Origin of the sequence: Mycoplasma tullyi, assembly GCF_014068355.1 — a bacterium.
GTDB lineage: Bacteria > Bacillota_I > Bacilli_A > Mycoplasmatales > Mycoplasmoidaceae > Mycoplasmoides > Mycoplasmoides tullyi.
In genome coordinates this window covers 239,546-255,880 of sequence record NZ_CP059674.1, presented here as the reverse complement: position 1 = coordinate 255,880, position 16,335 = coordinate 239,546, and the positions used below count along the sequence as shown (strand labels likewise).

The window sequence follows — 16,335 nt, the reverse complement described above, 5'->3', positions numbered from 1 at the left end:
AAATGCCTTATTAGTATATCAATTAAAAAATTAAATTAGTAATTATTCGTTATTGACTAGAACTTTATCTCTTACTTTTAATACGAATTGATCTCAATATTTAATAGTTTTGTTTTGATATGTTTTAGGCTTTTTAAACGATCAAACAACATTAATGCTGATTGAACGACTAGGGTTTTCAATGTAATAGTCAACATCAATAAAGATGTCATCATTATTGTTTCGAAACATTTGGGTTGATCTTATTGCTTGATAGATCCATTTCTTAATGTTTCTTTTAAACAGATTAAGATCAAACCCACTAAAGGGGCGGTCGTTATTGTTTTGGTATAAATAATCGCGATAATTGATTAAATTATCTAATTCGCTTGTTTTATATAGGTATTGATATATCGACACGTAATAGTAATAATACTTACTAGAATCAACTTGGTATTCTAAAGGATATTTTTTAAGACTTGGTAATAAATCGCTTTGTAAATCGGCTTTAGGATTATTAAACGATTTATCGTCTAGATTCTTGTCATCTTTTTTGGTTGTTTTTGTACTAGAAAAATAGGTAGCAACCGCTAAACCTATTGTTCCAAAAAATAAAAAAGATGAAAGTAAACCAATTGTGATCTTCTTATAAATTCGATTCATTATTCTACAAAAGAATACGATCCTATTGATTTGATAACTTTAGGTAAGATATCAATAAAATCAAGTCTGCTTTGATCATCTAACCAAGCATAGTAGCCAAATGAATTGGCTGATTCAATATCATATTTAACTTTATTTATTAACAAGCTGATCTGTGTTGAGTATGTTCCTTCTCCACCTTTTGGCAAGAAGAAATAGTGATTATTAATTCCCCGGTTAATAATCTGATCCTTATTGGTGTCGTAAATATAATTACTAGCAAGCGAAAGCTTGATATCGGTATTAGGTGGATAAGTAGTTTGATTCTTGTTTTCTATTACTAACGATTTTGTAGTCCCATTCACATTTGTCGAATAATCAAAGACAATTCTCGATTTAAAAACAGTAACTACCGCATCCACATTAATTGTTAAAAGGTCTTTGATTTGATCTAAGTCACTTAAAAAACTGTAATTGGGTTGATATCAACTTATGGCTTTCTTTTCTTGATTTTCGTAATCGACATCAATATCGCGATTACCCATCCTGTCACGAAAAAAGATATAGTTATTTAATTTAATTTTGGTTGTTAACCTGGAATCTTTAAGATTCTCAAGTAATAACCTTAGTGCATTAGATTCTAGAGAGTCTCTAATCCCTTGTAAAATATCGTTTTGTAAATATAGGTCGATTACCACAGGAAGATCAATTCCATCTTCAAATTTTTCTTTTGTTATTTTTTCCAATGGAATGCTAACTTTGATCTGTGCTTTTTGATAATCTCCAGTGTCTTCATTAGTTATTTCAGTAAAAACCGAAGGATAAACATTACCAGCAATGAATACATTGCTTTGAATTGTATTAGGAGGTAAAACTGAGTTGTTTTCAAATAGGATCTCAAAATACAGATTAAGATTATTTTGATCTGATCAAGTGTTTTGAAAACTTAATAATGCTCTGAAATAAATCGGATTCCCGTTTTTATCAACAACAATACTCCCATCTTTATTCCTCAAAGGATTTAATCTTCACCATCATCCTTCTTTGTTAATAACAATTGGTTTAGAATTGTTATTACTATCAATCTCATAATTGATCAACATTAATGTTGGATATAAACTCCTAAAGAGTAGAACAAGCTACAACATGCTTTATTTAACAATCGATAAAAACTAGCTTGACTATAATTGAACTCATTTCGGTGCTTTCTTTTTAAGAAAACGTCAATTAAAATATCTTTCTCGTCCTTTTTAAGCCTTTTTAGTGTCGCATCCATTAGATCGATGTATGATTGCATATCAGATTGATTATCACCGCTTAAATCATGATTAAAAACACTCTTGATGATATTTCTATTTTCGATACGTTTTCTATAGAAGTCATATCTTTCTAAGTATTTTTTGGCATCATTGATTATTTTTCTGTTCATAAAAATCACTCCTGTTAAGTCGTCTATTTAAGATATGATTTTTTTTAACAAAAGTAGGAAAAATTTTTTAGCTTTTTTACTTCATCACTTTTGTGAAAAAATACCACAGATAACGTTAAATATATTTATATATATTTATGTTATCTAACCTAACTATAACCGATAATTATGCGTTATTTCTAAGTTATTTATTATCAAATGAACCCTATTTAAAGATTAAATAAGTTGGGTTGATTTTTTATCAATAACTATAGAAAAATATAATAATATGCAAAAGCAAATATTTAATTAAAAATTTTAGTAAGAACGCGCAAAATAGATTTCCACTTTTGCTTTTTTATTAGAAATAAAACATTGTTCTTGGCTTTGCTCATCTAAGTATCTAATAATACATCTAGATGATGCTCCAGTTTTTTCTTTTATTTGTTTTTCGTAAGCCTCTTCGTTACAATAAAAAACTCTGACAAATTTACCAGAGGCAATTTTTTGTTCAAACTCTTCAAATGTTTTAGCAGAATCAACTTTTGTTTCAAAAACAGATTGAGCTTTTTGATATAGTTTTTGATCAAAAGTACTAAATAATTCTTCTAGTTTTTGCTCTAAATGATCAAGATTAATAAATTGCTTTTGTTTTGAAATACGATCGATAAAAACGATTTCATTTTTCTTTAAATCGTTAGGTCCCATTAATAGAACACAACAATCACCACGTAGTTGAGAATTCTTAATAATTTCACCAGTAGAATCCTTATTAAGATTTAAATGAACACGGTATTTATTAGAGTATTTATTCGCTAATTCTTTTAATTTAACATTCAATTCTTGATTGCTATCATCAAAAATACAATTCAGCGAAATATGATAAGGTGCAACTCTTGTTGGAAAAACTAAACCATCATCATCACCGTGAGTCATGATGATTGCTCCAATGATTCTAGTCGACATTCCTGCAGACATACTAAAAACATTTTGATAATCGTTGTTTTTAGTTTGGTATCTGATATCAAAAGCTTTAGAAAAGTTTTGTGACAAATTATGAGATGTTGCACTTTGTAGTGCTTGACCATCTGGCATAATTGTTTCAACAGTATAAGTTGTTTTAGCTCCAGCGAATTTTTCGACATCAGTTTTTTCACCAGCTACTAAAGGAATACATAAAACATCTTTAATAAATCTTTGATATAGTTTTCAAATATCTACAGCAAACTCATTAGATTGTTCTTCTGTTTCAAAACAACTGTGAATTTCATGTCAAAAGAATTCACTATTTCTAAGAAAAGGACGAGTGTTTTTTTCTACTCTAAAAACACTAGTCCATTGATTGTGTTTTATTGGTAATTGACGGTAATTTCTTAAAGTTTCGCGTCACAAATTACAAAAAGCAATTTCTGAAGTTGGTTTTAAAATATACTTTTCATTTTCATTACTTGTCTTAGTAACAATAAAAAGTTCAGGCGCGAATCCTTCTAGGTGTTTTTTTTCTAGCAAAAAATCGTTCTGACTTATTAATGATGGTAAACAAAGTTCTAAAATATCACGTTGATCAAACTCTTTAGTTAGCTCTTGTTTGATTAACTGTCAAATCTTTCAACCATTAGGAAGAAATGACATAAAGCCTTTGATGTTTGAGTAATGGATTAAATTTCCTTTACTAATTACTTCAGTATATCAGTCTGAAATATTGTCATCTTTAGAAGATGCTAGATTTTTTTTAAAAGCCATATTTTGTTATCTTCTTTGAAAAACTGTGACAGAAAGAATTGAAAGAATGATTATTACCAAAATGATAAAAATTATTGCACCTGCAATAATCATCTTATTCCTTTTGTAATTTGACACTTCGTCTTTTTCTTTTTTGTTCTTCATTATACTACTTATTAGTATAAAAAAATTTTTTATATCTAACCATTATCGATAACAAATCTATTAGTTGGAAATACACCATAACACTAATTATATAGCTTCCCAGGTTTTCAATACTTCCTCTAAAAATGTAGATATCTATTAATTGACCAATTACTGATGTTCCATACGCACCTAAAGTAATTATTGTTCTAAGAATTGATTCGAATTCTAATTGATAGACAGTAACTAAGTCTTTTCTGATTGAAGGAATGATATAAAGTCTTAGAATCTCTCAATCCGTATAAAGTTTGTTTTTTAAACTCGTTACAACTGCTCAGTTTATCGAATTAATTAGTACATAAATTTTCTTAGCCATTGAGGTTGAAAAATAAAGCGAGCCAATAAAAACGATTGTGGAGATACCAGAATTAAATAATGGGTTAAACAACCTAAAAACAATTATTAATGGAACTGTTCTTATAATCAAAAATAAGGCTTTGAAAAATAACGAAACGTATCTGTTTAGTAAATTCGAACATAATGTTGCAAACAACAAACTGAAGATAAAAACTATTCCCAAAATTAGAATAGCTTGCAACGTTAAAAGTATGATGATTAAAAGTGGATTTTCATTAAAAGTTTTTGTTGCAAAAAAAGACTTATTGAAATCAAACAAACGTTGAAAAAAGTCTGTAAAAATTAACAAATTATTAACTTTTAAGCTACTTGATAGAATCGAGTATAAACTAAAACCAGCAATAGCAATAAAGATGAAATAAATAAGATATTTTTTGATCGTTAATAACTTGTTAAGGTTCTTAGTTTTGGGGTAAGATTTTCTTGCCACTAAATAAGTTTCAAATAAGTATAAGGCTCCTTCATTAATCAATAAAAAAGCCATCAAAACTATTAGAGGAATTAATGTTGATGCGAAATCATTATTTATTGAAATTGGATCGTTAATCAATTGACCAATTCCAATTAAACCAACTGCAGATAAAATTGTTGTTCATCTAAAATTTGATTCTAGTGAGTAAGCAAATAAAACTAATATTTTTGATTTAATATCGATGAAGATATTATTGATAAAAGAACTAAGGTGATTTTGTGATCGATTAACAAATTTCTTAAATTGTTCGACTTTACTGTTCTCAATATAGTCAGCAATATATTTAGCACTTCATAACATCGAAAATCAAGAAATAATAATTATCGCTGATAAATCAGAATTAAATGAAGTGTTAAATAAGTTAACAAAAATAACTACAGGAAATGATCTAAAAAATATTATTCCTAATTTGACTAGAATGGCCGTGAAGTTATTGGTAATTCTTAATGAAGATAAATAACCCAATAAGAACCCTAGAATAAAACCAATAAAGGTTCCAGTTGTGGTGAATTTTATTGTTATTCATAGGAACTCAAAAGACTTGGTTAGTAACGCTGATTTATTAACTGATGATTGATCAAAAAAATTAATAAAATTACTTTTAAAAATTTCTATTCCATGAACATTTATTCCTAGTTTAATAACAACAGCAGAAATGATACATAATAACAAAAAAACCGTAAAAAATACGGTAAATTTGTTTATTTTTAAAAAACGAAAAAAATTATTCTGTTTCATATTTTTTTCTAATCTCGTCAATGTTAAGATCAGCTGAATTGTTTATTAGAATAGGTTTATTATTTTGGATAATTAGGATCTTATCAGCGAATTTCTTAACTATGTCAAGATCGTGAATTGAGATTATTACTGGCGCTTTAAATTGCTCAGATAATTTTTTGATCTCTCTAATTACGATTTCTGAGTTCAAATAATCTAAACCAGTAGTAGGCTCATCAATTAATAGTAGTTTTGGTTTTTGAAAGAAGATCTTTGCAATATCTACTCTTTGTTTTTGTCCTCCTGAAAGATTCTGAATCAATTTATTCACATGGTCCGATAAGTCTAAAGTTTTTAAAACTTCTTCAACTTTATTTAAGGTTGAAACCGGCGTGATATTCAACAACCTATAGTATCAAGGTTTTCTAATACTTCTAATGATATTTTCGAAAACATAATCATCAAGGATCAGATTAGGAATTTGGTCTAAAAAACCGATGTATTTGGCAATTTGTCTAATTTTATGTTTATTTAAGGAAGGTAGATTTTGATCATTAAAAATGATTTCACCATTTGATACTATTCTTTTATCCGTTATTGAATTTAATAATGTTGTTTTTCCAGATCCAGATTTTCCAATCAACATTAAAATCTCTGAATCTTTCAATTCAAAATTAATATGGTCAACACTAAAGCCTTTATACCTTTTGTGTCTGAGTGAAACATCAGAAAATTTAATGTGATTTGTGTAATTCATTAATTAACAGTTGCTTTGTTGATAAATTGGTAAACTTCGTTGTTTACATTCTTGATTACACGATAACCGTTATAACCAACAGTTGGTCCGTATGGGTCTTGGTTTCTTTGTGCTAATTCAACCACCCCTTCACTTACTGCATTCATAACATCTTCTGGTAATCGTTTGTTAAACACACCGATGTCATATAAAGCTGGATCGGTTAAGCTTAAGATCTCAACTTTAGTATTGTCGTCTTTAGGATTGAATGTGTAGTTTGGTACGTTTGCGTTTTTATTTTGTGTTCATGCAAATGAATTCATGTCATCAAACACAATGTGAACATTAGGGTTAGTACCAATTTCTCTTCCTCTTACTGATTGGTAATTAGGGATAGTTAAATCTTTATCGCCGAAATGCTTCTTCAATAGGTTTAGTGGATAAATGTATCGACCATTAGAAGACATTCTACCTCCACCAATTCCATAGCTAGAGAACGCATTTCAGTTCTTTTGCATTCATGCTTCTTTAATCTTAGTTAATGTTTCTTCATCACCACCAATTAAGATCATTCCACGGTAAAAACTGATTAAATCATTTTCTGGGCCATAGAAGAATTCGTATTTGTTACCATCTCACATTCTGTTTTCATCAGTCCAATTACGATAAGGAATCTCATTAAATATTTTACTGATCTCTTCAGCTCTCTTATCAAGTGTTCCTGCTTCATAAAAATCAGGTGAATCATCAAATTTAAAACTTCTAGTTAGTGTTTGAATTTTTGGAACATAACCATCATCATTAGTTTTAATTGCTGATGAAGAAACAAAAGCAAGATCAGTTAAATTAGCTTTTACACGGTCAATACTAGTATTACCATCTGATGCGAAAGTAGATGTAATCGAAACTGGCTTACCTAATTTTTGAGTAACAACTTGACTTAAATTTTTTAAATAATTATCAATGACTGCATTTGCATCATGATCAATTTTTAAATCAACTTTTAGTTGTAACATTCCTTGATCATTTGCATCATTAGGCTTTGTACAAGATGCAACAAAAGTTGAAGATAATAAGAAAGAACTTGTGATTAAAAACAATTTTTTAATCATTTTAGACATAAAAAAACTCCTTTTTAAATTTCAATTTAAATAAGGAGGCACACATGTGAGATTGATAACTCGTTACGCTGGTGTTAACCAGATCAACTTTTAAGAGTGTTTCTCAACTTCTTTTATCTTAGATAAAAGAGGTACCTCTGTTATTGGTTTTATTATACACAATATATAAAAAAATCTCACCAATTACATTGGTAAGATTGATTAATTGCTGCGATAAGCCATGTTCTGTCTTGGTTGGTTATTTATCTAATAAAAAACTAGTTTTTATTCTTCTAAACAATTCTGTTTCTTGTTTATTAGTTCCCTTACCAAATTTAGGTTTCTCGCTTGAGGGGTTTACCGCGTTTCATATTGAGTCTTTCGAGCTCAACTCGTCTCTGTGGCACGTTATGGAATAATTTGCGTGTTGTTTTATCAATTTAGCAATTATTCCGCCGTCAGACTAATTCTAATCTGCTAAATTTTATCTTTTATCTATTTACACAAACACTACAAGCAATCACAGCTTGTGCGAGCATGGACTTTCCTCTGTCTTATATAAAACAGCAACCAACTGCAGCATTAAAATTATATAAAAATAATCGAGCTTTTTAAATCAATAACGCCTAAAAGATAAAATAAAATCTTGACACAAATCAGTGTCAAGATTAGATGTATTAACTTTTTAATGGCAGGGGTGACAGGAATCGAACCCGCATTAAAGGTTTTGGAGACCTTAGTTCTACCATTGAACTACACCCCTAAAAAAGCACAATTATTAACTAATTGTTACTTTTTTAACGGCGTTAGGATTTTTAGTAGCTTTAGTTCTTGATAGTTTAACTTTAATTGTTTTAGGTTTAGTTGATTCTTTTTTATTAAAGCTAGAATCTTCTGCGTCATCATCAGCTTCAACATTAAATAAGCTATCTAAACTTAAAGTTGATTCGTTTAGATCCATCGCATTAACAAAGCTTAATAGATTACTTTGTTTTGATACTTCATCATCTTCATGATATCGATCAAGCTTAGTATCTTTTTTTGTAGCGATCAAATTAACTTTATAAGCTTGTTGGTTATTCTTTTTACTAATAGCCAGTTCAGTCGATCGAATCTTTTGAGCGTTTTCTTTCTTTCTTTTACCGATCTCAAGAAGTTCGCGATCATCATTATCGTTTTGACCCATTCAGTCGATTCGATCATTGAAACTTTCTAAACTTAATCTTTCGTTTTTACGTGAAGATGAATCGTTTAAATTAAAGATATCAGCTTCATCTTGATCGTTATATAAGTTATTAGATGAAGTTAATAATAATGGTTGTTCTTCAATATTATTAGCTCTTGATAATAAAGCACGCAGTCTTCGATTTTCTCTTCTTAACTTACGTCGTTCTTCTCTTAGTTGGGTAATGGCTGATTTTACTTGTTGAACTAATTCAGCTGATAAATATCCAGAATCACTAACAAAGTTTACAAGTTGCTTCGAATTTCTAAAATTTGGGATTGAATTAGCTGATACAACAGCTAACTCATTTTTCTTAGCATCTAGTTTTTGTTTTTCATAATTTAGACGTTGTAATTCTTGATCTAGATAATTCTTCTTAGATTCTAATTCGCGGTAGCTATTCTCATAACCATCCATATCAATCATTAGATCACTAATAGATTCTTGGTATCATAAGTTGTTATCACTAACTTCAGAATCATCTAGATTTTGTAATGCAATATGTGAACCCACACTACTGATCACACCAACTAAAGGAATTCAACCTAATAAGAAATAAGAAACGTATGACTTCTTAAAGATTGAATAATAATCTAATGCTTTTTCAGTTAACGAATATTTAATTCGTTTATTGTGCATCTTAACAAAGCCATACAATATGAAACTAATCAGATAACTTACAAATGCTAAAGCAATTGTTAAAAACAAGTTAACTGAGATATAAGTCGATTCAGATTGTTGAAAACTGAACTTATTAAGATATAAGAAGACGATCGCAAGAACAAAGGTGATTAAAAAGATTAGATTTAATCAGATAGCAATAAAGTTATAGGTTTTTGTTGAACGAACTAGTTTATCAAAAAAACGGTTTTTATTCCGACTTACATCTAAAGTCTTTAGATCTTGTTGATCATAATTAACGTTTTTCTTGATTCTATTTGTTCTTGAGTCAAAACCAAAATCATCTTGTTGATCATCGTCCAAACGATCGGTTTCATCGTTATGAAAAATTGAATCAACAAACCCTTCATCATCGTAATCAAATATATCTTTTTGATATGGTGTCATCCGTGTCCTCAATTACAATAATTAAATTATTACGTGCAACATTATTTATCTTATTATATTTTATTTAATTCTACTCACCCGCACCAAATAATTCTAGACTAAATACTAAGTGACCAATTTCTTCTTTTAGTTTAAAGACAGGATTGTCAGGATTTGATAGATCTAGAATTGGGTAAGGTAATAATACTTCGTAATTAAACGCGCTTAAGAATGTTTCATAAGCTAGATTGATTGGTACTTGTCTAGCAACTGGACCAAATCTGATTGTTGTAGATAAGTTTAGTGGAATTCGATCAGTGATCGTACTAAATGATCAGTTAGTACGAATTACTAAACTTGGATCGATCCCTTTGATTTGAATTAATGAATCCAATCTTCTTAATGATTGTAGTGATAACGAAGTTTGTCGAGTTCTTGGATCACGATCAAGCCCTTTAATGCGCGCTCTTCGATCAGTTGTCATTAAAACTTCTTCACGCAATCTGCGTTTAGCGCCTTCATCCATTCGTTCGTAATTATTGATTAATGTTTGGTTAGCATTATAAGTAAATAATGCAACGTTTTCATATGGGTTATTTTCTTGTAAGATCAGATTAGTTTTTTTACCATCATCACCTGGTAAGATGATTCTAGTTTTTCTTATGTATTTACGGTTAAGTGAATAATTTAAGGTAGCATCAAAAACACCTGAAACAGATTGATAAATCTTTTTAGATAGATCACTAAACGGAATTGATGGTTTTTGGAACGTATAAGTAGGGAAATGTAATCTTAAATTGCGGTAAATATCACTAAAATCACGTTCTTCATTAACGTTGTATAGTTGATAAGCAATCTGAGCTTGGTTGGTATTTGAAGGTAAGATCTTAAAGTACGGTAAGATGTTTACATTTTCTCCAGATCAAGTGAAATAACCTGTTCCATTAACCGTAGCAAACGCACGGTTTGGATTGTTATTATTTGTTCCACTAAATACTTCATTAGCCAGATCTTTAATCGTACGGTTATTATCAGAGATCCCTTTTACGATTCGATTTTGTCAAATATCAGTAAAGATATTTGAAAAGAAGTTTTTAGCTGGATTACCTGCTCATTTGAATGATAAGATACCACCAGTATTTAACAAGCTTCCATAACCATCCTTGATCGCTTGTTCATAACCTCTTTCTTTAAGTTCCTCAAAGCGTTTATCATCAACAACGAATTTAATGAACTCTGAAATCTTAATATTAGGCAAGAAATCAAATAGTGCGCTTAAAATTCCATAAGGAATTTGCACCCCATTAAAATCAAATTTGAAACCTAAATCTAATTTCTTAATTTTAAGTGTTGTTGGTGATTGCGTTAAAACTAAATTATCAAAGTTTTCAGGTTTGTATAAGCTAAACTTAATTCTATTAATATTAGATGGATCTAAAACTTTGATCACCCAGTTAAATAAATTGATCACTTTAGCTTTTAAACTATCACGTGATAAGATCTCTGGGTTTTTGAAGAAAATCAGATCAAACGCAGCTTTTAATAGTGGGTCAGAACTGTCAACATTAACCCCAAAGATTCTTAAGATTGATAATAAGAAACTAAAGTTATTTGAAGTAAATAATCCGATTAAATCATCAAAATAATTTGTTGATTGGGTTAATAAATTAATTAATGTTGAACGGTTTTGAATAAACAAGAAATTAAATAACGGTGTAAACCCATTTCAGGTTTGGTTACCATTATTATCATTACTTGTAGCCATCTCAAAATTAACACTATTAATATTTAATAGTTGATCATAGATATCATTTAATAATCGTTTTGATTCAAAGATCGTATTAATTAAATACGTATCAAATTTAGGAATCGGAATTAAATTCCCTGCATTATCACGATAACCTAAGATACGTTCAATGATCTCAAAATACTTAATCTTGGTTGGGAAGTTTGAGATCAACTGTCTTAAGATCGGCATTGTTTGATACAATCTTTGATAAAAGTCAAATGCCGAATTAACGTCTTTGGTTAATGAATCAATTAGATTACTATAAGCAGATACATCAAAGAAATAGGTGTTAAGGATTAATTTGAACGCATCAAAATTATCATATAACACTTCATAAACGTTCTTAGCGTTAGGGATTGTTGGGTTAGATGATAATGCATCAGTAATCAGTTTTAGAATTGCATTCTTTTGATCAGCATAATTAATATTTAGTTTAGTAAAGTTGTAACTAAATAATTTAGCAAATACAGCTGCATTATCTGATAACAGTTGGTATAACTTTTTATTCGTATTATCGTTAGTAACTAATCATTTGAACGCATCATGAATCAGATTAAACCATTCAAGTAACGAATGGAATTCATTACTATAATAAGATTTCAAGTTTTTTGAAATCTGATCTGTAGTCAGATCACGGTTTAATAATTTACCTTGCCCAACAAGATCTTTGGCTGCTTCATAAGGATTTTTACCTGGAATTGTTTTTTGTAACAAAACGTTCATTGATGGAACGTTGTTATTAAAGATAAAGTTACTAAATTGATAGTTACTCTCATTCATTGAGAGTTGTAGGTTTGATACGTTTCAATTTAAGTAGTTGTTGTGAAAAGGGTCTCTGGTAACGATCGCATTAATATAACCATAGCCAGGAGCTAATTGAGTTGGATTAACACTACCAATATAAGTCGAATCCTTTAGTGGATCAACATCATTTGATGAACTTAAAGAAGTGAATTTCAGATTAAGCGTAGCTTTAGGCTGAATCTGTTTTTCGTAACGTTGGTTAAAGTACCTAAAAATAAATGTTTGAGGTGAATCAGTTTGATTTCTAAACTCAAAATTAGCAGTTAGATAAACATGTAATGGATTATTGTCTGAAGATTTAGTAATCTTTAATTCAGCTGTATTTAACGGAATAAATGCTTGCTTATTCTCATCGTATGTTTTACGAATTAAATAAGCAACATCTGAATATAGTCAAGAATAATTAAATTGTAATTGCTGACTTAGTAATCTTACTAATTTACCGTGAATATCATACGTAGCGATTGGTAGATCGTGAATTGGTCGTTGATTGCTTAGATCAACCCCGTTGATCTCACTTTGTTTGTTAAGTTGAAACGAATTATAAAAAGCAGGTAATCTGTTATCGTGAGCAAATTGAGGTGTTGTTGGTTGCAAACTATCAATCGTTGTATCAGCACTTCTTGTTAATGGTGTTGATTGATCAGTTTGTTTATCAAGATTGTTTAAGATCGCAAACGATAATAATGGACCTGTAATTCCAAATCCGATTAAACTAACACCAATTGTTAATAATCGACTACGTCTTTTTAAGATTCTAGGATCAGTAATTACGATCTTAGTTTTTTTAAGTTTAGGTTTATTATCACCTGGTCTAGATAGAACAGGTCTTTTAGTCTTTTTATTAGAAGTAGAACTTTTATCTTCTAATAAAAGTGGTTGAGGTTTTTTAGCTCTATTTGACTGAAACTTATCTAAAACGGCAATTTCTTCAGATAAAAAGTCGTCTAAATCAATCCCCTTATTCTTAACAAGCGGTCTTTTTGGTGGAATATTCTTCTTGTTTTGGTTCATAATTGACTAATTTTTATCGATCAGAAATCTGATTATTGCCTTATCTGTTTATTATAATTTGTTTTTGTCGATAAAACAACGATAATGCTTCTAAAATTCTAAGCACCAAAATTAAAGATTGTTTTTTCTCAGTGTTTAGCTACTTTGTTAATGAATTTAACGTTATTTTTACCATCATCATTAGCCACATTATATGGTGCTAATAGATCGTATTCTAGAATTCTTTGTTCGATTGATAAGTTAACTTTAACTGGAATATTAATCTTTAAGAATAAAACACTTAAACTAAAGTCAAGACCTAATGATCCTTTTAATTCACCAGTACTGAATGGGCGGATTGCTTGAACTAAGTATCGGCTTGGAATTCCAATCGGTTTGATTAAATCGTTAAATTTACCTAATGTTTGAGAATCAATAACGATATTGTTCTTATCTGAAAGAACTCAGTTTTTAGTCGCATCATCTTTTGTGATCTCTAACCCTTTTTGAGTCGATAGATCAACAATTGCTAAATTAGGATCATAAGCATTTCTAACCACACGGTTCTTTTCATTTCTTTGATCTAAAACGATTGTTTGACCAAATTTTAATACTAGATTATCCATGATCCGAACTGGTTGAGTATTTAAAGTTCCTTTAAATGATTGATAAAACGATCGAGTTAAATTAAATAGTTTTTTAGATAAATCTTGATAAGGAATTAATGGTTTTGGATTAGTATAAGTTTCAGTTAATAATTTTGACTTATTAACTAAATCAGATAGATCAATCTCTTTAGTAATTCCTAATAATTGATAATCAAAAATTGTTTGCTTATCAAGTTCACTATAAGAAGGTAACACTTGGATATTATTACCTCTAATTGAGATCTTGATTGCTCCATTTAAATTAACGAAATCTTCTTTATCATTAAAGTTAACATTACCATAGATTAATTCCGTAATTAATTGCTTAACATTAACATTAGCAATCTGAGACATCAATGTTCTTAAGTTACGGATAACTTCTACTTTAAAGTTATATTCACCATATAATGCAAGTCCAGCACCGCTGATCTTTTTAGCTTCTTGTAGTGCTTGATCAGCAGCTTTATTAAAGCTTTTATCATTAACAAATTGGTTTAATACATTTTGGATCGTTAATGATGATGGAATTAAGTTAAGTAACTTTCTAATTGTTGAATTCTTAATCACAATATGATTAAGGTTTAGTGAATAACCATAATCTAGGTTTGCTACTTTTAATTCATTAGCAGTTGAGATCAACTGAATGTTATTGGTTTGGTTAGTCTTTAGTGGAGTTAAAGTAATCTTAGCTAAATTTTGAGGACTAATTAATTCAATTAAATCACTTGCAACTGAGATGATTGCATCTCTTCCAGCAGCTCCTTTAATTAAACTATTGTTTAGTACAAAAGTATCAAAGAAGAACTTGGTTGTTGGATTAGTTAAATTAAAACTAATATTAAATGTTTTTAACAATGCAAAGATCGCTTTGAAATCATCAACAAAGAAATTAACTAATAGATCATTAAACGATCGTTTGTTATTATCCATTAATAAGGCAAAGATCGAATTCTTACTATTAACTAATAATCCCTTAAGTGGATCATTAAAGATATTCAACACCCGATTATATGAAAAATCTAAAATTGCTTTAAATACAGTTGGATCTTTAATGATCGAATCAATGAAATAAGGTTTAGGTGTTGATAAGATCTTAACAACTAATTCAATATAAGGATAGAATGGGCTGTCTTCTTTAACAAGTTCTTTAATTGTTGGAATGAATTCAATCACTTTATCCCTAAATTCGATTTCAGCTTTAGCTGGATTTTTTTGATCAATCGAATTAAAGAAGTTATCAATTAAATTCTCATAAGCACTAATATTAACTAATTTAGTGTTAGTTAAAAAGTTAATAATTAAATTCTTGTATTCAAGAATAATCCGATAAAGTGATTTAGATTGTTTATTAGCTGAATAAGAAGTTAATAGATCAAATACTAATGGTCTTAATTTAGTAACTTCATTAGTTTTTAATCCTTCTTGTAATCCATAGATAATAATATCAGTTAAGGTTTGAACATTATCTTGAATGAAGTTAGTTAGATTAAATGCTTTAGTACGATTATTAATTACTCACTTACTAAATTGGTAAGCATAACCTGCATACTTTTTAGCTAAATTAAATTTATCTTCAAAGTTACGACGTAATGAATCTTTTAATACCGCTTGATTAACTCTTGTATTTAATAATTTATTAGTTCCAACAAAGTTATCAATCGCATCATATTCTGAATAACCAATCTTTACTTGATTAACTTTAGCATTTAGAGCAGAATCAGTTGGATTAAAAACAAAATTATTTAATGATCAACTTTCACTATAAGCACCATCAAGTGATTTGATGTTGAAATAAATCTTATCAAGTGATCAGTTAAGCTTGTAATCATCGGTTAAGAAAACATTAGCTTTTTTTAAAAAAGCAGGATTCTTATCTGTATAGATTGACAATTCTAAAGTTGTTTTAGAATTGATCGATAATTTTTTATTATTGATCCAAAGATCTTTTGGTTGTTCTGCTTCATTCTTAATTTGATAAGCAGCATCAATTGATAATGATAAGAAATCAGGACTATTATGTGATCGAATGTTTAGGCGTTCTTTGAAAAAACTAAACATCTTATCATTGCGATCATATAAGCTAATTAAATAACTAGAGACGTCTGATTCAATAATCTGATTATTTGAAGCATTGACTTTTCTAGCAACTAGTGCATCTAATTGTCTTTGAATCGTATGACTCGCAACAAATAGATCACGATTTTTTTGCAGATTAGGTTTATTAATTAAAGCTAATCCAGAATCGTTACTTTCGTTGGCTTTGTATTCGGCTTGATGAGCAATTTTGTCATCTAGAATACCTTGGGCCATAGCTTGACCAGGTTGAGAACCTGATCGAGTGCTAATATCACTTTGTTTATTAATTAATCTTCTTTCTGCTTCTTGCTGTTTTTTGTATAGGGTAACTCCTGTACCAGCTGCAACAGTACCAATTAATGATAAACTAAGTCCAAAAGTAACGATTAACCTTGTCTTTTTCTTCATTAATAAAAG

At 29.2% G+C, this 16,335-nt stretch carries 10 protein-coding genes, 1 tRNA gene, 1 other RNA gene and 1 riboswitch; all 12 genes read right to left on the bottom strand.

What is annotated here, in order from left to right; all coding sequences use genetic code 4:
* Window positions 1–42 precede the first annotated feature (42 nt).
* Complete coding sequence (locus H3143_RS01085) at window positions 43–642, bottom strand: DUF5452 family protein (RefSeq protein WP_182078990.1); 600 nt, start codon at window positions 640–642, stop codon at window positions 43–45.
* Window positions 642–1,724, bottom strand: a complete 1,083-nt coding sequence (locus H3143_RS01080; protein ID WP_182078989.1) for a DUF5443 family protein — start codon at window positions 1,722–1,724, stop codon at window positions 642–644. Before H3143_RS01080 ends, H3143_RS01085 begins: the two co-directional genes overlap by 1 nt.
* Window positions 1,724–2,050: an MG284/MPN403 family protein gene (locus H3143_RS01075; RefSeq protein WP_182078988.1), complete on the bottom strand. Its 327-nt coding sequence runs from the start codon at window positions 2,048–2,050 to the stop codon at window positions 1,724–1,726. Before H3143_RS01075 ends, H3143_RS01080 begins: the two co-directional genes overlap by 1 nt.
* 297 nt (window positions 2,051–2,347) lie before the next feature.
* Window positions 2,348–3,772 (bottom strand): proline--tRNA ligase, encoded by a 1,425-nt coding sequence (gene proS, locus H3143_RS01070; protein WP_182078987.1) that lies wholly within the window; start codon window positions 3,770–3,772, stop codon window positions 2,348–2,350.
* Between the two features lie 148 nt (window positions 3,773–3,920).
* Window positions 3,921–5,456 carry an ABC transporter permease gene (locus H3143_RS01065; RefSeq protein WP_228444804.1) on the bottom strand — a complete coding sequence of 512 codons (1,536 nt, stop codon included), beginning with the start codon at window positions 5,454–5,456 and terminating at the stop codon, window positions 3,921–3,923.
* 52 nt (window positions 5,457–5,508) lie between these two features.
* Window positions 5,509–6,258: an ATP-binding cassette domain-containing protein gene (locus H3143_RS01060; RefSeq protein WP_182078985.1), complete on the bottom strand. Its 750-nt coding sequence runs from the start codon at window positions 6,256–6,258 to the stop codon at window positions 5,509–5,511.
* Window positions 6,258–7,358 carry an ABC transporter thiamine pyrophosphate-binding lipoprotein p37/Cypl gene (cypl, locus tag H3143_RS01055; RefSeq protein WP_182078984.1) on the bottom strand — a complete coding sequence of 367 codons (1,101 nt, stop codon included), beginning with the start codon at window positions 7,356–7,358 and terminating at the stop codon, window positions 6,258–6,260. The genes H3143_RS01060 and cypl overlap by 1 nt, the downstream gene beginning before the upstream one ends.
* A 43-nt stretch (window positions 7,359–7,401) precedes the next feature.
* Window positions 7,402–7,507, bottom strand: a riboswitch (TPP riboswitch).
* 60 nt (window positions 7,508–7,567) lie between these two features.
* Window positions 7,568–7,919: RNase P RNA component class B (gene rnpB / locus H3143_RS01050), an RNA gene on the bottom strand.
* 107 nt (window positions 7,920–8,026) lie between these two features.
* Window positions 8,027–8,100 (bottom strand) — tRNA-Trp (locus H3143_RS01045).
* Window positions 8,101–8,115: 15 nt separating this feature from the next.
* Entirely contained in the window at window positions 8,116–9,630 is a 1,515-nt protein-coding gene (locus tag H3143_RS01040; protein ID WP_182078983.1) for an O-antigen polymerase, read from the bottom strand.
* Window positions 9,631–9,700: 70 nt separating this feature from the next.
* Entirely contained in the window at window positions 9,701–13,216 is a 3,516-nt protein-coding gene (locus H3143_RS01035) for a P116 family lipid acquisition surface protein (RefSeq protein ID WP_182078982.1), read from the bottom strand.
* 98 nt (window positions 13,217–13,314) lie between these two features.
* Entirely contained in the window at window positions 13,315–16,326 is a 3,012-nt protein-coding gene (locus tag H3143_RS01030) for a P116 family lipid acquisition surface protein (RefSeq protein WP_182078981.1), read from the bottom strand.
* Between the last annotated feature and the right edge of the window lie 9 nt (window positions 16,327–16,335).